The sequence below is a fragment of the Pareuzebyella sediminis genome, from assembly GCF_008367235.1.
GTDB classification, from domain to species: domain Bacteria; phylum Bacteroidota; class Bacteroidia; order Flavobacteriales; family Flavobacteriaceae; genus Pareuzebyella; species Pareuzebyella sediminis.
Map to the genome: position 1 here is coordinate 365,728 of NZ_VTZS01000001.1, position 18,949 is coordinate 384,676.

An 18,949-nucleotide genomic window follows, 5' to 3' on the forward strand; every position below is an offset into this window, starting at 1 on the left:
CACAAAGTAAAAGGTAAACAGTAAATGAAAAAATCTGTTCTAAGCGAATGGAGGAATCGAGAAAATCGGTCGTCTCAACCAAAGGCAATACCCAAGGCACCTGAGGATGCTGTGATTCCATTGACCAGCGGTCAGCAACGGCTATGGTTTTTGCAACGTTTACTTCCTGAAAATCCTGTTTATAATTATCCGGAAAGCTTTATTTTCAAAGGAGATCTTAATATTGAAGCGTTGGATCATGGACTTCAGTGTGTCGTAAGGGATAATGAAATTTTAAGATCATCTTATCATTTTGAATCAGGAAGACCTATTCATAAGATACATCCGGAGCTTAAAATTGATTTAAAAGTTCATGATGTAAGCCATCTTCCAAAGGAAGAAAAACAAAGTCAGAAGACCGCCTTATTCATGTCTGATGCCAGGCGTCCTTTTGACCTTGAACAATTGCCCCTGCTGCGAGCAACCTTGGTCAAATTGAGTAGTACCGAACATGTACTGTTGCTGACGATGCACCATATCATTTTTGATAAATGGTCTATGGATTTATTGATGGCCGAATTGGCGACTCATTATCGTTCCTATATTTCAGGCAATAGTGTAGTGCCTAAACATGAAGACATACCTCAATTTCCCGACTATGCCGTTTGGCTAAAAAATAAACCCTTAGACCCTGCCAAGCTCGATTATTGGAAAAAAAAGTTAGGTGGTGACATTCCGCTGTTACAATTACCTACCGACCATATTTTGCCCTCCCAACCTTCATATAAAGGAACTTCATACAGGTCGACATTCTCTGAAGAGCTATCAAAGCGTGTGCTAGACCTGTCTAAAAATTTGGAAACTACACCCTATGTACTTTTGCTTTCCGTGTATTATGTTTTACTCCATAAATATAGCTCACAAGAAGACATATTAATTGGCTCTCCTATTTCCCACAGAGATGAAAGGGCTTTGGAGCAGATTATCGGATTTTTTGACGAAACCATTGTATTGAGAACGGGAGTAGATCCAAACATGAGCTTTTCCCAATTCGTAAATAAGGTTCGTAAAACCGTACTAGAGGCATTTTCCAATAAAGAAGTACCTTTTGAAACTTTGGTAAAGGAAATAAGTCCGAAAAGGTCATTGAGCACAAATCCATTTTTCCGGGCCATGTTCATTTATCACGATGTCAAAAGCGCTCCTATTTTTAGTGATGAACTAAACCTATCGCATTCCTTTTTCAATCCCGGGGTCTCCAAGTTTGACCTCACCCTTTATATAGCTAATGATAAGGGTATTCTTTCTTCAGGCTTTGAGTATACAACCGATATTTTTGAAGAGTCTACCATCATCCGGTTTCAAGAGCATTTGACACTCTTGCTTGAGGCCGTGACTTCGAAGGCAGAGGAGAAAATTGTCAATTTTAAAATGTTGACGACCGTTGAAAAGGAGTTTTTTCTACGAACCCCTAAGAAAACTAAGGGTAAGTTTTATGACTATCGGGGCATACATCAAATTATTGAACGGGTAGCCAAAGATCATCCTGAAAAAGCAGCACTTACTTTTAAAGACAAAACAATCACGTATACTTCGCTCAATGAACGCGCCGATGCTATAGCCCATCGATTGCTCGAGCATACCGGCGGAAGCAATGAATTGATTGGCCTATGTGTGGAGAGGTCTACCGAAATGATTATTGGAATGCTGGCCATTTTGAAGGCTGGTTGCGGTTATGTGCCCCTCGACCCGAAATATCCTAAAGACAGGTTAGACTTCATACTCAATGATGCGGGATGTAAAATCGTACTTACTCAAAAACCGCTGGTGCATTATTTCAAAGAGATGGGGCCTCGACTTTTCCTTTTGGAGAACCAAGAGAATATCCCGAAAGAGAAGCTGTCCAAACTCCCTGAAATACAAGAAGATGATATTGCCTACATTATTTATACTTCAGGGAGCACTGGTAGACCCAAGGGCGTACCCATAACCCATAAAAATATCATTAGTTCAACTGAAGGCCGGTTGGATTTTTATCATGAAAATCCTGAATCTTTTTTGTTGATGTCTTCGATATCCTTTGATAGTTCGAAGGCAGGAATATTTTGGACACTATGTACAGGAGGTAATCTGATAATCACCGAAGACCGTGTTGAGCAGGATATTGCCAAACTTGAGGATTTAATCAAAGAGCATAGGGTAACGCATACGCTGCTTTTGCCAACCCTGTACAAATTGATTCTCGATCACTCGGCAAGTACAAATCTATCGAGCTTAAAAACGGTTATCGTTGCGGGAGAGGCGTGTTTGCCAAGCCTTTGCAATGCGCATTTTGCCAACCTTCCTCAGGTAAAGTTATTCAATGAATACGGTCCTACCGAGGCCACCGTCTGGTGTACGGCATACGAAGTTAAAAGTGGAGCGGTATCGGGTGCGGTGCCTATCGGAAAGCCCGTCGCAGGCAACATGTTATACCTTCTTGATAAAAACCGGACATTAGTACCTTATGGTTCGACCGGTGAAATATATATTGGAGGAGCAGGCCTAGCGAAGGGCTATTGGAATAGGCCCGACCTAACCCAAGAGCTCTTTGTGGCCAATCCTTTTGACGATACCGTAGGGGAAAAGCTTTATAAAACTGGTGATGTAGCTCGCTATGATCTTGAGGGGAATATTGAATTCCTAGGAAGGGTTGACGAGCAGGTCAAAATTAGGGGATATCGGATAGAGCTCGATGAAATTGAAAAGGCGATTATCAAAGATCACGAGGTTTCCGAGGCCGTGGTTTTGGTTGACGGTAAAAGTGAGGTGAAAAAACTGGTGGCTTTCGTTACAGGAGGTGAAGGGCTCGAAACGAATAGTTTAAAAGCATCTTTGAAAAAAACACTGCCTGATTTTATGATTCCGACCTCTTTTGTGATCCTCAATGAATTTCCAAGGCTTCCCAACGGAAAAGTTGACAAGAAAGCCTTGTCGAGTTTTGAAATCACTTTGTCACGGCAAGAGGGTACGGAAAGCGAACTCCCAAAAGGTGAAGTAGCCGTGAAGTTGGCCGAGATATGGAAAGAAGTACTCGACCTCGAATTTGTTGGTATGCATGATAATTTCTTTGAATTAGGAGGTGACTCCATAAGAAGTATCGAAATGCTTGCAAAGGCAAGAAAGCAAGGGATAAATCTTTCTCCCAATCAAATTTTTGAATATCAGACCATAAAGGAATTAGAAAGCTTTGTGGTCAAAAATAAAGGCCAAGATGACCAGTGGGACTATTTAGTGCCTTTCAGAAAAGAAGGGAACAAAAAGCCCCTCTTTTGTTTGCACGCGGGCGGAGGTAACGTATTTTTTTATAGAGGGCTGGCCGATTTTATAGATTCTGAAAGACCACTATATGGTATACAAGCTTCCGGAATGTACGGGAAAAAGCATAAGATGCACAAGACCATAGCGGAAATGGCCGATGATTATATTGAGGCTATAAATAGGGTGCAGACCAAAGGACCTTACAATATCATGGTATATTGTTTTAGTGCTTCGGTAGGCCATGAAATGGCCATAAAAATGAAGGCGAGGGGAGAGCGGTGTAATTTAATTGTCATGGACACCATGGCCAAGCCTTGGACCCTCAATACGCCCCATCGCCTTAAAATAAGGTTGGTAGGATTTCTAAAAAGGTTCTTGAGAATGCCTTTTTCTACACTGAAAAGTATGATTTTGTTCAGGTGGGAAAAATTCTCGAGAGGTATGAACGAACGGTACGGAAAAAAATCGGGAAATACCCTTGAAGAATTGCAAACCAACCTTGAAAGATTGTCATTTTCCTATGATTGGAAACCCTTCGATGGCAATATTTCATTGATATTAACCGAGAAGGCCCATGAAAGTCTTAACCAAGAAACGATATCTTCTTGGCAAGAATTTGCAAGTGGTGGTGTAAAAATTTTAAAGACGCCAGGTAATCATAGCTTTGTTTTCAAGGAAGATAACCTTGCCCATGTGGCCGAAAGAATCGAAGAATGTATCATTGATGAACCCCTATAAGATTCCTTTACCCTGTGGTGAATATTAGCATTTCTTATGTCCACTCTATTTTTAATACTATGGGGGGCGTGATATGGCATTATAGTTTATTATGGAACTACAAGAGGGCAAGGCCCATGTTTGGTACTTCAGTATAGATCAGTTCTCCGGAAAGTTTGATACGTTCAAGAATGTACTATCTCATGATGAAATCGATAAGGCGAGCACTTTCAAATTTGAAAAAGACCAAAATATCAGTGTGCTTTCGAGAGGTCTTTTGAAAATGATATCAGCCGAATATCTGGGTATAAAGGCAGATATGATCGATTTGAAATATGGCACTTTTGGAAAGCCATTTTATGCCAATTCTACTTCTAATTTTTTGAAATTCAATGTCTCTCACTCGGGAAATTATATCGTTCTTGCATTTACTAAGGATAGTGAAATCGGTGTTGATGTCGAACTGATCAAGAGAAATTTCAATGTTCTAGATATTGCCCAAAACTTTTTTTCTATCGAAGAAATTAAATCTCTCAAAACTTTTGAAAAGTCGGAAAGAGTTGAGGCCTTCTTTCGCTGCTGGACCAGAAAAGAAGCTTTTATTAAAGCTAAAGGCTCTGGTTTGTCTTTTCCATTGGACGCCTTCACCGTATCTTTAGATAAAGACAATGCGGAGTTGTTGAGGACGGAATGGGACCTTGAGGAAAGGAAAGAATGGAGATTGTTCTCATTTGTACCGGCCAAGGAGTACGTAGGCGGTCTTTTAGTAAATAGGAAAATTCATAGTATCGAATACTTTGATTTTGATTTTTTCAAATCTAGAAGTATGTTGACCTAATAAATCGATCTATACACGATACTTATTTCATCATTTCGCCCTTAGCTACCCGATGTAAGTTTGTTTTCCCCAAGCTTAACAGAAAAATTCCACAGCTAATAGTAAATAACCATAATACTAAATCTACGAATAGCTCTATATGAACCAAAGGGGTATAATTATGATAGTTATAGACGGGTAAATCGGTACTAATCTGGACTATTTTCACAAAAGCAACCGTAATGCTGAGACCAACCAACCAACGTATCCATTTTTTTGATATGGGCTTGTTCTTTTTTGCTATAATAGAGAGTATAGGTGATACAATGAATATACCATAACAAAGGGTATTGAGGGCAAAACTTAAATTGAAGAAAATCAAATTAGTAAGATGGAAAATACTGGCGATCGTTAAATAGAAGACCCAATATTTCTTTCCCTTGAACAAAAAGAAAAATCCCGATATTTCAAATAATGCGGCCAGATAATCAAGAGGCTCCAAAATGAATTGTGGTATAGAAAAAAGATAAGGGGCTAACAAGGATTGGTTTTCACTATGGAAGAAACAATAGAAAATCCAATCTAAAAAACCGTTTGTGCTTAGATCGAAGTCTACCCACTCAAGGCATTTGGCCAATCCTGCGGTAAAATATCCAAAAGCTATTATGATACCCAGCACAATTAAGGAAGTCTTTTGAGTTTTTTCCGATAATTTGCGATCAGGCAGTAGGGCGAACTTCGTACCAGAATTAGTAAAGGCCAACACCGGATAGCTAAAAAGAAATAAATTGGTATAATGGTCAATTTTTCCGAAACTAAATGAATATGAAAAAAGTACCCCGCTTATCACATATAAAAGCAAGAGGCTCTTTCGGGTATATATGCCTAGTGTGACTAAAAGGAGGAGTATAATAACAGTTACATCAAGAAATGTAAAAATTGATGGTGGAGGAAAGTCTTCCGTCAAATAAGCAAAACTTAATAGATAAGGATCAAAAAAACCTTCAGGAACTTCGTTAAGCCATGACCAAGAAGGCAAAAAGTATAACAACATGAGTATCCCGAAAAATATCCTGAATGCCGAAAGTTGCTCGGTGCCCACGGCCGTTGCAGGTTCTATTCTGTCGAAAAGCTTGCCTAAAGAATTATCAATATAAACTAATAATCGTATCATGCACTAGGTTATTGCTCTCGTAATACTGACCGTTTTTTGGAATAACGATTTCTTTCTTTTTTAAGATGAGCATGGAATCGACGCATCCTTGGTTTGAAAGCTTTTCCCGAATCCATTCTTTGGTACGCTCTTTATCTTGCTCCGATATTTTGGATTGAAGATTGATCGTTATGCCCAATCTGTTGGTCTTGAATGTGGTCGGATTTGAAGCACGAAGGCCGAACCGTTTATTGTATAAGTTATCGAAATACCCCACCCTTATATTTTGAAGAAATTCTGATTTATCAAGCTCTTTTAAACTTCCATCTTTGGTATACCCATAGATAGCGTTTATGCTCAGATGGGTAATGTCTTGAACCTTTGCTTTGTTAGAGCCGAAGGGAAGCACAATAGAGGGAAACATTTCAAGTCTATAGTCAAGTAGTCTCGACAAGTAGGGGATACCCAGAATCAAGATTAGGAAAAGAAAGAGTACTATATTTTTGAACCTCGATATCATAAGATCATCATCACAACAACGGAGAACTTCCTAGAAAAGTATGAGGTGTACTATATTCTATAACCCTAAACTGGGTTTGTACTCCTATTTCTCTCAGTAAAACCTAGTGAAACCGAAATGTCTATCAAAAGGAAACAAAGCAGCTAGTATTATAAAGTGGCCTACACAATAAGTGCCTTCAGGTCAATGGGGCAGCTTGTCCTTAAGTAGGCCATAGACAAATGTTCCCAAAATAGCGGAAAAAATCACTATTAGAATAGGAATATATCCTGCACCTACCAAGGTGAACATAGGGCCCGGACAAGCACCTGCCAATGCCCACCCTAGTCCGAATACAATGCCTCCGTACATATAGCGACTAAAACTTTTATCCTTGGGCGTGAATTCTATAGGTTCTCCATAAAAAGATTTTATAGGAACCCTCTTGATCAATTGCACCAAAACAATACCTACAAGAAGGGCGGAGCCAATAATACCGTACATATGAAATGATTCAAAACGAAACATCTCGTAAATACGAAACCAGGATGCCGCTTCCGATTTGAACATGGTAATGCCAAAAATAATTCCGATTAAAAGATAGGATAACGTTCTCATAAGCTTAAAATATTAGGGGAAAAAGAAAATGAATCATGACTAGGCCTCCGATAAAAAAGCCGATAACCGCTATTAAGGATGGAATTTGTAGATTACTAAGGCCGGAAATGGCGTGGCCAGAAGTGCATCCGCCTGCATAACGCGCACCAAAACCGACGAAAAATCCACCTAAAATTAAAACCGCCAAACTTTTCAAATCGGTCAATTGCGAGATCCCATATAATTCGGTAGGAAGATAGGCCGAGCCTGCACTGTCAAACCCTAGGGATTTAAGATCGGCAATTGTATTTTCGGTAATGGCCACAGAGGTGTCCAAAGACAACAGATGTGAACCGATAAACCCGCCGATAATGGCGCCTAGCACCACGATGAGGTTCCAACGTTGTTTTTTCCAGTCGAACTTAAAAAATTCAGCACTTTTATCCGCACCACAGATCGTACACATGGTCCGTAGGTTAGAAGACATTCCGAAATTTTTTCCTACCATCAACAAAAGAAACATAATAAAGGCAATCAAAGGGCCTGAAACGTACCAAGGCCATGGTTCATAAATCCAATTCATAGTATAGTTTTTGATGCAGCAAAGAAACAGGTTTTCAGAACAACAACTGGTAACCTTTGTTACAAATGCTTAATTAATTGAAAAGCCCGAATATCTTGCCTTTTATGATCAATGGTGCTCTATCTTAGTAGAAGACATCTACAGATACAACTAGTTTGTATAAGTTGTCAGAAGGCCCCATTGCTCTTGGGTCAAGGTATGTTTGACCATATTTCTACAGGCCGTTTTGGTCGTAACAATGTTTGTTCTTAGTTTTTGTATATCTTCAAATTTCCCAAGAAGTTTTTCTTCGGGGTCGTTATCAAACCATTTTTCATAGATTTCCTTTTCCAAGGCAATAATATTCTTGGCCCATTTTATCATTTCAGAATGATGTTGATCGCTCCATTCATCGAATTTTTGTCTCTGCCATTCGGAAAGATTCAGCTTCTCGATACTAGCTTTTAATGCCTGTATATAATTTGGTACCGGGTTTACATGGCTCATGACCTCCATCATTTCTGTCCGTTCTATAAACGGATGTTCTTCTTTATATTTACAGATCAACTTTTTCCATTGTAGGGTGTTTAACGTCTTTCTTAGAAGGTCTCGGCAGTTCATTTCTATTACAACGATTTTTCTTACAACTTTCTCCCGCTCTTCTAACTGTTTTAGGATTTGCTCAGACGACGCTCCTTCTTGAGACAAGTATTTAATCTTATGGTCTAACGCTGAGATCTGCCTTAATCCTGTCGTGACTTGCGAACGGTTTTCAATGTGCCATTTTGTTAGGGTATCTCTCTGGCTCTGGCCAAGATTTATAGATTTGTTTTCTGCCCTTAAAATTTTCATGAAATTCGGGCCCGGAAAATAATCTTCGATATTAACTTTATTTTCTTTTACCGTTACGTTCGAAGTACTTTTAAAAATACGATCAATATTTTTTTGGTCTTTACAGGAAATACCAAATAAAGCCGTGGCTATAAAAAAAACCAGTACTGACAGTGCCGGAAGTCTTGTTTTGAACATGATAATCACTTAAAATCGGCACAAGTTCTGAGTTTCAGCAGGTTTTTACTGTAACCTAGGTTACAGTAAAGGGTAATATGTATAAAATTATCGGTGATTTACCTCCGTATTTATTTCTTTGGAGTACTGATGAAGGTATTGAACAATAAACCTCCCATGAGTCCACCGTACAATGTGCTATTCAATGGCTTTGACGTTATGGGGCACGTACCGCTTAAACAGCCTATTTCAGTATAATATAGGTAACCTGCAATAGACCCGATGACAATGCCGATGAGGGTGAATATAAGAAGTTTCTTGTTCATTTAGTTAGGTTGTTGATTGCATTTTTCGTGAGTGCTTTCCAAGATATTTTCATAAGTGGTAATATCGAGATACTGTGGGGAGTAGGTACCTCCAATATTTTCTAAGGAGGACACAAAGCTTCTCAAATGATTTCTTGAGCCACACTGAAGACTTTCAAATACCGAAACAATGTCGCTGTTACCAGTTTGAACGATATGGTCCTGAAGGTCTACAATATCCAGATCCTCAATAGTAGCTCCCACTATTAGGGCCGCCGATACATCGGAAGCGCCATCTGAAATAAGCTCATTATAAAGCGATTGGAGGTCACTGTTGTAGAAGTCCCCGACAGGCAGGGCAGTGTAATCAACACCATATTTGACGAGTAAATTCGCTACAGCATCCATATGGCTTTGCTCGCTGTTTTTAATCGTGAGAAACTGATTAAGAGCCCATTTCTCTCCTAAAAAAAGATACGTATCCCTAGCAAGCTTTTCTTCTTCGAACATGAAGAGTAGGGCTTCTTTATCGGCTTGAGATATCTGTTGTGTGGCTATAGGTGCGATTTCGTCGCTATCACTGCAGGAAATGAGGAAAATTGACCATAGTCCTCCTAATAAAAAAATGACAAATTTAGGATGTAGTCCATACAATTTCATGGTAACAGTTTTTATTGCATACATCGATTTGGAGTCTGAAATAATAATTTTCCATGGTCTAAACAAATCGGTACTATTTAAACTCTTCAACGTTTTCACCGAGGTCGAAGACCGGCACCTCCGTAATATTCCTGGCAACAATGCTTGTGCCGGCGGCACTTCGATAGCCTCCTGCACAATGTACGACGATAGGCTTATCTTTAGGGAGGTCATCAATGTCGGCCCGTAGTTCATTGAGGGGGATGTTTATAGCATTCTCGAAATATTTCCCCTCGTTCACCTCACTTTCATTCCGAATATCGACAATCGTATAGTTCCCAGGTCTTTTTTTAAAGGCCTCCATATCGAGTTGGTCCGACGTAGATTTGAATCCCTTTATTGGTGTTATGATAGCCTTAATTTGCTTTTCATATCCAATTTTTCCAATTCTTTCCAAAACAGCCTGTCTCTTTGTAATACTGCTTACAACTAGATAGAAGGGTTCCTCCGGTTGTACGATGGCACCGAGCCAAGTCTCAATTTTATCATCTTCGTCGCATGCCATAATATTGATAGCTCCGGGCAGGTGTCCTTTTTTAAAATCGCTTGCGTCCCTAGTGTCTACAACCAATATATCTTTATTGATCGCGGCACTACCAATTAGAAAGGGAACGTCGGCCACACTACTTTCAAAATTGTCGGCACCTCTCTTGTTGATGTCCACATCGAATCCGAAATAAGAGGGAATAAAAGGTTGGTCGGCCAAAATTTGGGCTACAAATTCCTTTTCGGTCTGTTTTTTAAAGGCCCAGTTTCCCATGCGTTCATTTCCTAAGGTGCTTGAGGCCTCGCTGCTTAAATTTTTCCCGCATAGAGAACCTGCACCATGGGCCGGGTAAACTATCGTGGTATCGGGTAAAGCATTGTATTTATGTGTAATGGTTTGGTACATGGCCTTAGCGAGTTCTTCACGCTTAGCTCTCATATTACCGGCCTTCTCCCTGAGATCGGGTCTGCCAACATCGCCTATAAACAAGGTGTCACCTGAAAAAATTACGTGATTGTTGTCTGAGTCTATTGCATGAATGGTGATACTGTCTGGCGAATGTCCTGGCGTATTGATAGCAGAAAATGTCACTTCGCCCATTACCAATGTGTCTCCTTCGTCAAAAGGAGTATGTGGGTAATCGGCACCGACCATTTTGCTGGTATAAATGGTAGCTCCTGCTTCTTTTTTTATTTGTAGATGGCTGCTAATAAAATCGGCATGAGGGTGTGTTTCAAAGACCGCGATTATCTGGGCATTATGCTCTTCGGCAAATCTGTAATATGGTTTAGGATCTCTTGCAGGATCGACCAAAGCCATTTTATCCCCACTGACAATAGCATATGAATAATGGGCCAGGGGTTTATCTTCAAATTGTTTTATTGTCATCATAGTTTTCATTTTTTGTAAAAATAGAGTTTCTTTTAGTTGAGGTCAGCAACTTGGGTTACATAGCTTAGATTCAGCACAACCCTTTTGGAACGCTTGTTATAATAAAAAGCTAACCTTATTGCCTATGAGCAGTAAAGCGTAGTACAGATGCATCCCCTTGATGATATCTCCCCTCATTCAACACGATATGCTTTTCTTCAAGGAGGTCGAAATTCAGACCTTTAAATTCTCTTTTGATATCTTCAATCGAAAAAAGCATGTCCAAATGCCTCGGACCGCCTGAAGGTTTCCCCAATTGGGCCTTGGAGAAAGCTTCGAAAATAATTTTTCCACCAGGCTTCAAAAATCCAAGTATGCGGCGATGTACTTCTTTTCGGATATTTGAGGGAAAATGGGCATAAATAAAGCTATTAAATCATAGGTCTTTGGGGAATCGAAGGTAAGGGCGTTTACGACCTCATACTCTAGACGTACGTTTTGGTCTTTGGCGAGTAGCATTGCTTTTTGTCGAGCCGATATGCTAAAATCGAAAGCATGTACATTCCAGCCCTTTTTCAAGGCATATATCGCATTTCTTCCCTCCCCTTCTGCGGGTAGTAACAAAGAGCCAGGGGAAAGCTTATCAAGTTTCTCTTTGAAGAATTCATTAGGGAGTATGCCATAAGCGGAAGAATTTTCAGCATATCTTTCATTCCAAAAATCCGGTTTCATACTCAGGGTAAAAGTGCATATCCGTTCAATTGATAATTTGACAATACAATAAGTGCGGACAATGCTGGTTTTACAAAAGAATTCAAATCGGAATCAGCGATACCCATAGCGGCGGTCGCCTGAGCACAGACAAAGAGTTCAACGCCCTGTTCCCGTAGTAATCTCATCAGTTCAAGGTTCGGATTTGGTTTACCGTATTTTTCTTGGTATTTGTCTTCTTTTAAAGCCAGGGGTGTAGCCCCTCCATGAATGGCGGCCACTATTTTTATCTTACTCGGTTCGATATGTGCTGCTCCCAACAAATTTAGGGTACGTGCGATTTTCACCAGTCCTTCGTTGACGCCATCCTTTTCCTTTTCGCTTTTAAGGTCGAAAACCATTTTATATTCTAGCTCTGAATCAGGTTGCACTTCTATATCTTCATAATTTCTGATTTTCCCATATCCTTGGATTATTTTGGACTCCAATTCTTGACCTGCCGAATACATGCTTACGAAGCACAGAAAGCTAAAAAATATACCTCTTCTCATTTGTTTGAATTAATTGTTCTATTCCTATTAATAAATATCTATGCGGTAAAAATACGGTTATAATAGCATGAATTTCTGTAACAATTGTTACTGCATGTCCGAATTGTTACGGCTACTTTCGTTCTTCAATTGTTTAAATGTAATGAATAAATGAAAGAGTTGCGCTTCTTGGCAAGAAGGTTGTTTTGGCTGTTTATCACAATGTTTACCTTAATTACGGTTCTTTTCATTGAACTCTTCGTTTATCAACCAAAAGCTAAGGATTCTAAGGCCGTTCTTGCCCAGAATGCCGATGAATACGTTGAATGGCAACCTATAGACGTTCAATCTGAATTTGCGTCAGGGACTATGGCTGAAGAAGTTGCTTTTGGATATCGACTTATATCAGAGACTTCAAGTCTTATAGGTCCTAAGGTCGATAGCTTTCAAAATCGTTTTACGGGTAACGGTTTAGCCTGTACGAACTGTCATTTAAAAGCAGGTACACAACCTGGTTCGGCATCATGGATAGGAGTAATTGAAAGGTTTCCGCAATTCGGTGGTAGATCAAATAAATTAGGCACGATAGAAGACCGTATTAACGGTTGTATGGAGCGCAGTATGAACGGAAGAAAATTAGGGGTGGACTCGAAGGAGATGAGGGCTATTGTAGCATACATGAAGTGGTTAGGTGAAGGAATTCCGGAGGAACGAAAGAAAGAATACAAGGGCTACCCTAAATTGAAAATCCCGCATCGGCAGGTCGACCTTCAACAAGGCAAGATTATTTATGATAGGGAGTGTATGGTATGCCATGGAGCAAATGGTCAGGGTGTTTTAAGTACCGATGCCAGTAAAGGGTATCAATATCCACCCCTGTGGGGAAAGGACAGTTATAATAATGGAGCCGGTATGCATAGGGTTATTACTGCCGCAGAATTTATAAAAAGCAATATGCCCTTTGGCCAGGCGACATGGCAGCGGCCCAAGCTTACTGATGAAGAAGCCTTTGATGTAGCGGGTTATATCAATAGTTTCGATAGACCTCTTAAGGCCCATACAGAGGACGATTATCCGAACAAAAAACTGAAACCTGTCTCTACACCCTACGGCCCTTGGGAAGACCATTTTTCAGCCGAACAACACAAATACGGTCCTTTTCTGCCGATCATGGCCCATTACAAGAAGGAGTTTAATATTACCAAAACCAAATAACTTGTTACGAAACCTACTTCTTTACGCATACTTTATAGTTTCTTCCACTCTTTTTTCACAAGGGATAGAAAAAAAGCATAAGGGCAAATTTTCCGGTCAATGGCGAACCTATTACATGAACACTTTGAATAAGGGGGAGCTTAAAGATTTTTCGGCCTTGGCAACGGGAGGTAAAATTGCGTATACCTACAAGTTTCATAAAAAATTCGAGTTGGGATCCTCTTTGTACAATAGTACAAATTTAGGATGGCAAGATTTGACCCTTCCTGATAGGACGACAGGTAAGGGAAGTCGTTATGAAGAAGGACTTTTCGATCGTTTATACCCCGAGAAAGATGCTGTTTTTTTGTTAGGGGAATTATACGCTACCTATACGTTGCCCAAGCATCAGTTTAAGATCGGTCGAATGAAAATAAATACCCCTTTGATAAACCCTGAGGATGGTCGAATGATTCCTACACTGGTACAAGGATTTTGGTATACCCATAAACTTTACGATTTAAATAGGTTCCAATTCGGTGTATTACATCAAATTGCGCCTCGATCGACCGGAGAATTTTTTGGAATAGGAGAAAGTATTGGTACGTATCCGGTCGGAAGAAACGAGTTAGGACAAGCCAGTCTTTATTCGGGAAATACGCGTTCAGATTATATATGGATACTGAATACAAATTTTAAACTGGGGCCTGAAGTACGGGTGGATTTATGGAATTACTACGTTAACAATGTCTTCAACTCGTTATATTTCAAGCCTAGTTGGCAGCTAAGCCCGAATGTAAGCTTAAAAGGGGAATGGCTCCATCAAAATAGGGTAGGCCATGGAGGAAATGCCATAGATACACTAAGGTATTTTACAGATGCTACTTCTGATCTTTTCGGATTTCGAATGGAGTATCGCTGGAAAGCATCAATGGTTAATTTGAGCTACAATAGAATACTGCCGCAGGGGCGCTTTATTTCACCAAGGGAGTGGGGTAGGGAAGATCTCTTTAGTTTCCAAAAGCGTGAGCGCAGTGAAGGCACTTCAGATAACCATGCCGTCGTTTTAAATTATCATACGATTTTCGAAATGCCAAAGAAAGTTGCCTCACTAAAATCTTTAGTAAGTGTGGGTCGACATTGGAAACCTTCTGTTTTAGATGCGAAGGCCAATAAATATGCGATGCCGGATTATACCCATCTTAATGTGGATCTTTTTTTTGATTTTAAGAAATTGCCTAATCTAAAACCTGAATTACTATTCACTAAAAAATGGGCCCATGGAAATTTTCCTGACCAGCCCAATTTTTATTTTAACAAAACCGATCTCTTTCATATGGATATTATCTTGAACTATAACTTTTAAGGTACTACAAACGGGGTAAATCATTATTTCCAAAGTAATCCGGTTTATTTTTCCTTAAAAATAAAGTCTTTAACCTTGAATTATGTTACTGCCGATATATGGCGATCAAGAAGCTTTTGTCGCCAAGCAAGAAGCGTAGCTATCATCTGCATGGGGTAGCAGGTCAAAGGGCCTCTTTGACTATACAAGAGCATTGGAAAGACTACAAAGGAGAAGTAAAAATGGAGACCTTTAGGTCTCCATTATAGTGTTTTTTGCATTGATCGAATTAAACGTCTTTACCTTTCATCATTTTGTTCCAATACAAATAGGGAAGACCATATTTTTTTAACATCCACAATCGCCAATGTTCTTTAGAAGAATCGAAAATAAGCATTTGTTTCAGTTTTGGGTCTGGTGTAAAATTGTTGTCATAGTCGAATTCGGCCAATACCATTTTACCATAATCGGTGACAAGAGGGCAAGATGAATACCCGTTGTAGGCTTTCGTGCCTATTTTATGTTGTGTTCTTAATCGGTCTATATTGTCAACAACTATAGGCACTTGTTTACGAATCGCAGCTCCGGTCTTGGCCGTTGGTAAAGCTGCAACATCACCTAGGCCAAAAACATTGGGAAACTTATTATGTTGGAGGGTTTTGTGGTCCACATCCAACCATCCTGCATCGTTGGCCAAAATGGAATCCTGAATAAATTTAGGTGCTACGGAAGGGGGAGCGGTATGCAACATATCGTAATGAATGCCGTAACGGTCTCCCTCTACGGTAACCTTTACATCTTTGTAGTTGTATTGAAAATTTTCGTCCAAGTGCTCATTTTCGTCTTCTCCCGACATGACCACGCATCCACCCGCTGAAATATCTTTTCCCAATTCATACCAAGCAATTTTTTTGTCGGCATCTATGGCTACCAATTTATGATAAAATCGTAAGTTGATATCTTTCCTGTCGACTACTTCCATTAAGGTTTTGGCTATTTCCTTCACTCCGAAAATAATGGTTCCCGAGGTGGCGAAAACCACATCTGTTTTGTCACGAACACCGCTTTTTCTAAAATAGCTTTCGGCCAAATACATTATTTTTTGAGGAGCACCCCCACATTTAATTGGCGTCGTGGGTTGCGTAAACAGGGCGGTACCTCCTTTAAAGTTCTTAAGCACTTCCCATGTATGTTTTGGATCTGTATAATTACTGCAAACCACACCTTTATCAATAGCATCTTCTAGACCTGGCACTAAACTATAATCATAGGCCAACCCAGGGGCGACTATAAGATAATCGTAGGTCACATCACCATTAGAAGCAGTACGAACGGTATTTTTATCCGGGTCAAGTTTTATCGCCTTGTCTTTGATCCAAGTAGTCTTCTTTGGTATTACCGAGGCCATGGGTCGGGCCGTTTTTTCATAATCATATGTTCCAGCACCTACCAGTGTCCATGCGGGCTGATAGTAATGCGTTTCCGCGGGTTCTATAATTGCTACGTCTTTGGCACCTTTCTGATGTAAGAGTTGGGCCGCTGCCATAATTCCCGCTGTACCTCCGCCAATGATTAATATTTCGTGATGTGCACCCATGATAGCTTTTTTATATGAATTATTTAAAAGTACGTCTTGTTTTTTAAGTATTCTGTAACCTTGGTTACACAGCCTATAAAAAAGGTCAACCCCGACGTATGCGGGATAGACCTTTCAATACCAAACCGATAACCTATTTTTTGACCTTGCAGGTATTGAGTCCGAAAAGGGTATACAGCGGACAAAAACTCACAAAGCTTGTTAATAGAAATATAGCGGCCAACGCTAGTAATACGTAGGCCAAGGTGCCTTCCACTACTTTGAAGTAGTATAAAGCGGCAATGATAAGGGCTGCAATAATTCTTATTGTGCGATCTGCAACGCCCATATTTTTTTTCATAATGAACTTATTTAGGGTTAATACCTTTAACAAGAAGAACCAAAGCTGTTATTAAACCAATGCAAATTATACAAACCATTAAAAGCTTTGTTCCTTTTGTTAATTTCATATCTAAAAATAATGTTTTATTTTTTCAAGTTATGTGACAATAGTCACACAATGAGTTTTTTATGGCGGGTAAATCTTAATTCAATGAGGATGGATACGGTATGGATTGTAACCCATGTTACTGATACCAGAAGGCGATATCCTTTATCTTTGTAGAACCATAGGTATTAAACAATGAAAGAATACGTAGAACCTTTTGTGAACTCTTTTTTGGGAACGTTACAGTGGACTTGGAGATCCATTATTTTCGAAGTGCCTTGGTACACCAATTATTTTTGGGGCTTGATCGCTATATCGCTGTTGGTTTGGATGTTGGAGATTATCTTTCCTTGGAGAAAAGATCAACCCGTTTTCAGAAAGGATTTTTGGTTGGACGGCTTTTACATGTTTTTCAACTTTTTTCTTTTCGCCATTGTAATCAGTGGAGTGTATCGCGTACTACAGATTCTATTTGGCAATTTTGGCATTACGGCAAAAAGTCTCTCTATTATAGATATTTCGGTTTGGCCAATGTGGGCACAGCTCACCGTTTTTTTCGTGGTGCTCGATTTTGTACAGTGGTTTACCCATATCCTACTTCATAAATACCCTTTTTTGTGGAAATTTCACGCCGTACATCATAGTGTAAAGGAAATGGGCTTTGCTGCCCATTTACGGTATCATTGGATGGAAAATATTCTATACAAACCCCTAAAGACATTTGGGGTCATGATTTTAGGCGGGTTCGAGCCCGAACAAGCTTATATTGTTCATTTTCTTGCCATTGCCATAGGTCATATCAATCATTCCAATATTAAAATCACATGGGGTCCCCTTAAGTACATTTTCAATAATCCGGTCATGCATTTGTATCACCATGCCTACAAGCTACCAAAAGGATCCTATGGGGTAAATTTTGGGATAAGTCTGAGTGTATGGGATTATATTTTTAAAACCAATTATATTCCTGAAGATGGAGGTAAAATAGCATTGGGTTTCCCAGGGGATGATAAAATGCCCAAGGGTTTTTGGGGCCAATTGGTCCATGGCTTTAAAGGGAGAAAAGCAGATTAATTTTGGGTCAGGTTTTTGGTTGGCCGCTACCTGCGGTAAGTCGTTTTTACCCTATGGATTAGGTTGTGGGTCAAATCTGAATTGATTTTTTACCAGGGTATTTTGTCTAAAGCTAATAAATACAAGGGCTTTCTGTATGATAGTTACACACAAGCAAAAAACATAGCACTACCAATTTTTCATCTAAAATAAAATCGACGGCCAGTTTGGCATGTAAATGAGTGGTGGATAAAAGGGGCAATTCTTCTTCGTTCGATTTCATTAGCGTGGGTAGTTCGGTACATCCGAGAATGATACCATCGGCACCTTTGCCTTTTAGTAACCTGATTTGAGTAAGAAAAAAATCACGGGCTCTTTCTGTGAATATGCCTTGCGTGTGTTCTTTCGATATGTAGTCGATAGACGGATACCCCATTTCTTTTAGTTTTTTCTTTACCGAAAGGGCTTGATCACTGTTCGAACACCAAAAAGATACGGAGGAGGCGGCTTAATCAATTTCCAAACTGGTGATATTCGGAAGCGCGGCCAATTTGGTGGTTATTGAAGTCGCACAGCCCCTGCACTTTAGGTTTCGTATAATAATGGTCTTTTTCATAATCGTTGGTTATTATTTCGATAAGCACTTGGTTTTATTCCGAGTACCCGTATTCATGACCATTGCATGTAACCACCCTTTAGGTCATAAACATGTATGAAGCCCAGCCCTACAAGTTTATGGGCGGCTTTTTGACTTCTTGCCCCAGAACGGCAATAGATGTACAGGGGTTTCGTTTTATCCAGTTTTTCGAAGGCTTTTTGAAATCCGATAGGGTCGTAATAATCTATATTGATAGCCTTTTTAATATGTCCGTTGTTATATTCCGAAGGGGTGCGCACGTCGACCAATTGAACCTTGTTCTCAATGGCCTTGGCATAATCTGACTTATCGAGAATTGTAATTTTCTCGGAAGATTTATTTTTAACTCCGAAAATGGTGCTGAGAATTGACATATCTTTTATTTAAAATTGAACACTATTTTAATAGGAAACGGTCCATATCGAAGACCGTTTCCCATGAACAACAAACCCATCAAAACAA

General features: G+C 39.7%; 20 protein-coding genes. 5 read left to right on the forward strand and 15 right to left on the reverse strand.

The window, feature by feature from the left end; translation table 11 throughout:
• The first annotated feature begins 24 nt into the window (after positions 1-24).
• Positions 25-4,017, forward strand: a complete 3,993-nt coding sequence (locus F2B13_RS01425; protein ID WP_149302847.1) for a non-ribosomal peptide synthetase — start codon at positions 25-27, stop codon at positions 4,015-4,017.
• Positions 4,018-4,108: 91 nt separating this feature from the next.
• Complete coding sequence (locus tag F2B13_RS01430; protein WP_149302850.1) at positions 4,109-4,834, forward strand: 4'-phosphopantetheinyl transferase family protein; 726 nt, start codon at positions 4,109-4,111, stop codon at positions 4,832-4,834.
• Between the two features lie 22 nt (positions 4,835-4,856).
• Here F2B13_RS01430 and F2B13_RS01435 read toward each other — a convergent pair whose 3' ends face one another.
• From F2B13_RS01435 to F2B13_RS01480, 10 genes are all read right to left on the reverse strand, one after another.
• Positions 4,857-5,987 carry a hypothetical protein gene (locus F2B13_RS01435; RefSeq protein WP_149277118.1) on the reverse strand — a complete coding sequence of 377 codons (1,131 nt, stop codon included), beginning with the start codon at positions 5,985-5,987 and terminating at the stop codon, positions 4,857-4,859.
• Positions 5,962-6,390 (reverse strand): hypothetical protein, encoded by a 429-nt coding sequence (locus F2B13_RS01440; RefSeq protein ID WP_149277119.1) that lies wholly within the window; start codon positions 6,388-6,390, stop codon positions 5,962-5,964. Before F2B13_RS01440 ends, F2B13_RS01435 begins: the two co-directional genes overlap by 26 nt.
• 279 nt (positions 6,391-6,669) lie before the next feature.
• Positions 6,670-7,083, reverse strand: a complete 414-nt coding sequence (locus F2B13_RS01445; protein WP_149277120.1) for a DUF6691 family protein — start codon at positions 7,081-7,083, stop codon at positions 6,670-6,672.
• Between the two features lie 4 nt (positions 7,084-7,087).
• Complete coding sequence (locus tag F2B13_RS01450; RefSeq protein ID WP_149302852.1) at positions 7,088-7,645, reverse strand: YeeE/YedE family protein; 558 nt, start codon at positions 7,643-7,645, stop codon at positions 7,088-7,090.
• Between the two features lie 150 nt (positions 7,646-7,795).
• The gene (locus tag F2B13_RS01455) at positions 7,796-8,653 is read right to left on the reverse strand and encodes a hypothetical protein (RefSeq protein WP_149302854.1); all 858 of its coding nucleotides are present in this window, start codon (positions 8,651-8,653) and stop codon (positions 7,796-7,798) included.
• Between the two features lie 110 nt (positions 8,654-8,763).
• Positions 8,764-8,958: a DUF6132 family protein gene (locus F2B13_RS01460; protein ID WP_149277123.1), complete on the reverse strand. Its 195-nt coding sequence runs from the start codon at positions 8,956-8,958 to the stop codon at positions 8,764-8,766.
• Positions 8,959-9,597: a DUF2202 domain-containing protein gene (locus tag F2B13_RS01465; protein ID WP_149302856.1), complete on the reverse strand. Its 639-nt coding sequence runs from the start codon at positions 9,595-9,597 to the stop codon at positions 8,959-8,961. It abuts the gene before it with no gap.
• 73 nt (positions 9,598-9,670) lie between these two features.
• On the reverse strand, positions 9,671-11,011 hold the full coding sequence (locus tag F2B13_RS01470; RefSeq protein WP_149303728.1) for an MBL fold metallo-hydrolase: 1,341 nt from the start codon (positions 11,009-11,011) through the stop codon (positions 9,671-9,673).
• Positions 11,012-11,353: 342 nt separating this feature from the next.
• On the reverse strand, positions 11,354-11,725 hold the full coding sequence (locus F2B13_RS20585; RefSeq protein WP_232625176.1) for a methyltransferase domain-containing protein: 372 nt from the start codon (positions 11,723-11,725) through the stop codon (positions 11,354-11,356).
• Positions 11,726-11,727: 2 nt separating this feature from the next.
• Entirely contained in the window at positions 11,728-12,255 is a 528-nt protein-coding gene (locus F2B13_RS01480; protein WP_149277126.1) for a DsrE family protein, read from the reverse strand.
• Positions 12,256-12,405: 150 nt separating this feature from the next.
• Here F2B13_RS01480 and F2B13_RS01485 point away from each other — a divergent pair, with 150 nt between their 5' ends.
• Positions 12,406-13,449, forward strand: a complete 1,044-nt coding sequence (locus F2B13_RS01485) for a c-type cytochrome (protein ID WP_149302858.1) — start codon at positions 12,406-12,408, stop codon at positions 13,447-13,449.
• Between the two features lies 1 nt (position 13,450).
• The gene (locus tag F2B13_RS01490) at positions 13,451-14,794 is read left to right on the forward strand and encodes an OprD family outer membrane porin (protein ID WP_149302861.1); all 1,344 of its coding nucleotides are present in this window, start codon (positions 13,451-13,453) and stop codon (positions 14,792-14,794) included.
• A 268-nt stretch (positions 14,795-15,062) separates the two neighbouring features.
• On the opposite strand, the gene F2B13_RS01495 is transcribed toward F2B13_RS01490, so the two are convergent.
• Both F2B13_RS01495 and F2B13_RS01500 read right to left on the reverse strand, forming a co-directional pair.
• Positions 15,063-16,370 (reverse strand): NAD(P)/FAD-dependent oxidoreductase, encoded by a 1,308-nt coding sequence (locus tag F2B13_RS01495; RefSeq protein WP_149302863.1) that lies wholly within the window; start codon positions 16,368-16,370, stop codon positions 15,063-15,065.
• A 133-nt stretch (positions 16,371-16,503) separates the two neighbouring features.
• Positions 16,504-16,710: a YgaP family membrane protein gene (locus F2B13_RS01500; protein WP_149302865.1), complete on the reverse strand. Its 207-nt coding sequence runs from the start codon at positions 16,708-16,710 to the stop codon at positions 16,504-16,506.
• A 282-nt stretch (positions 16,711-16,992) separates the two neighbouring features.
• On the opposite strand from F2B13_RS01500, the gene F2B13_RS01505 reads away from it, so the two are divergent.
• Positions 16,993-17,871, forward strand: a complete 879-nt coding sequence (locus F2B13_RS01505) for a sterol desaturase family protein (protein ID WP_149302867.1) — start codon at positions 16,993-16,995, stop codon at positions 17,869-17,871.
• Between the two features lie 112 nt (positions 17,872-17,983).
• On the opposite strand, the gene F2B13_RS01510 is transcribed toward F2B13_RS01505, so the two are convergent.
• The 3 genes from F2B13_RS01510 to F2B13_RS01520 all read right to left on the reverse strand — a co-directional run bounded on the left by F2B13_RS01510 (position 17,984) and on the right by F2B13_RS01520 (position 18,861).
• Positions 17,984-18,286 (reverse strand): aspartate/glutamate racemase family protein, encoded by a 303-nt coding sequence (locus tag F2B13_RS01510; RefSeq protein WP_149302868.1) that lies wholly within the window; start codon positions 18,284-18,286, stop codon positions 17,984-17,986.
• A 72-nt stretch (positions 18,287-18,358) separates the two neighbouring features.
• Complete coding sequence (locus tag F2B13_RS01515) at positions 18,359-18,466, reverse strand: cation transporter (protein WP_149277133.1); 108 nt, start codon at positions 18,464-18,466, stop codon at positions 18,359-18,361.
• Between the two features lie 53 nt (positions 18,467-18,519).
• Positions 18,520-18,861 (reverse strand): rhodanese-like domain-containing protein, encoded by a 342-nt coding sequence (locus tag F2B13_RS01520; protein WP_149277134.1) that lies wholly within the window; start codon positions 18,859-18,861, stop codon positions 18,520-18,522.
• Positions 18,862-18,949: the final 88 nt, after the last annotated feature.

Coding starts and splice junctions, on each gene's coding strand:
- F2B13_RS01425 (WP_149302847.1), top strand. CDS start 25: ATGAAAAAATCTGTTCTAAGCGAATGGAGGAATCGAGAAAATCGGTCG.
- F2B13_RS01430 (WP_149302850.1), top strand. CDS start 4,109: ATGGAACTACAAGAGGGCAAGGCCCATGTTTGGTACTTCAGTATAGAT.
- F2B13_RS01435 (WP_149277118.1), bottom strand. CDS start 5,987: ATGATACGATTATTAGTTTATATTGATAATTCTTTAGGCAAGCTTTTC.
- F2B13_RS01440 (WP_149277119.1), bottom strand. CDS start 6,390: ATGTTTCCCTCTATTGTGCTTCCCTTCGGCTCTAACAAAGCAAAGGTT.
- F2B13_RS01445 (WP_149277120.1), bottom strand. CDS start 7,083: ATGAGAACGTTATCCTATCTTTTAATCGGAATTATTTTTGGCATTACC.
- F2B13_RS01450 (WP_149302852.1), bottom strand. CDS start 7,645: ATGAATTGGATTTATGAACCATGGCCTTGGTACGTTTCAGGCCCTTTG.
- F2B13_RS01455 (WP_149302854.1), bottom strand. CDS start 8,653: ATGTTCAAAACAAGACTTCCGGCACTGTCAGTACTGGTTTTTTTTATA.
- F2B13_RS01460 (WP_149277123.1), bottom strand. CDS start 8,958: ATGAACAAGAAACTTCTTATATTCACCCTCATCGGCATTGTCATCGGG.
- F2B13_RS01465 (WP_149302856.1), bottom strand. CDS start 9,597: ATGAAATTGTATGGACTACATCCTAAATTTGTCATTTTTTTATTAGGA.
- F2B13_RS01470 (WP_149303728.1), bottom strand. CDS start 11,011: ATGACAATAAAACAATTTGAAGATAAACCCCTGGCCCATTATTCATAT.
- F2B13_RS20585 (WP_232625176.1), bottom strand. CDS start 11,725: ATGAAACCGGATTTTTGGAATGAAAGATATGCTGAAAATTCTTCCGCT.
- F2B13_RS01480 (WP_149277126.1), bottom strand. CDS start 12,255: ATGAGAAGAGGTATATTTTTTAGCTTTCTGTGCTTCGTAAGCATGTAT.
- F2B13_RS01485 (WP_149302858.1), top strand. CDS start 12,406: ATGAAAGAGTTGCGCTTCTTGGCAAGAAGGTTGTTTTGGCTGTTTATC.
- F2B13_RS01495 (WP_149302863.1), bottom strand. CDS start 16,370: ATGGGTGCACATCACGAAATATTAATCATTGGCGGAGGTACAGCGGGA.
- F2B13_RS01500 (WP_149302865.1), bottom strand. CDS start 16,710: ATGAAAAAAAATATGGGCGTTGCAGATCGCACAATAAGAATTATTGCA.
- F2B13_RS01505 (WP_149302867.1), top strand. CDS start 16,993: ATGAAAGAATACGTAGAACCTTTTGTGAACTCTTTTTTGGGAACGTTA.
- F2B13_RS01510 (WP_149302868.1), bottom strand. CDS start 18,286: ATGGGGTATCCGTCTATCGACTACATATCGAAAGAACACACGCAAGGC.
- F2B13_RS01515 (WP_149277133.1), bottom strand. CDS start 18,466: ATGAAAAAGACCATTATTATACGAAACCTAAAGTGCAGGGGCTGTGCG.
- F2B13_RS01520 (WP_149277134.1), bottom strand. CDS start 18,861: ATGTCAATTCTCAGCACCATTTTCGGAGTTAAAAATAAATCTTCCGAG.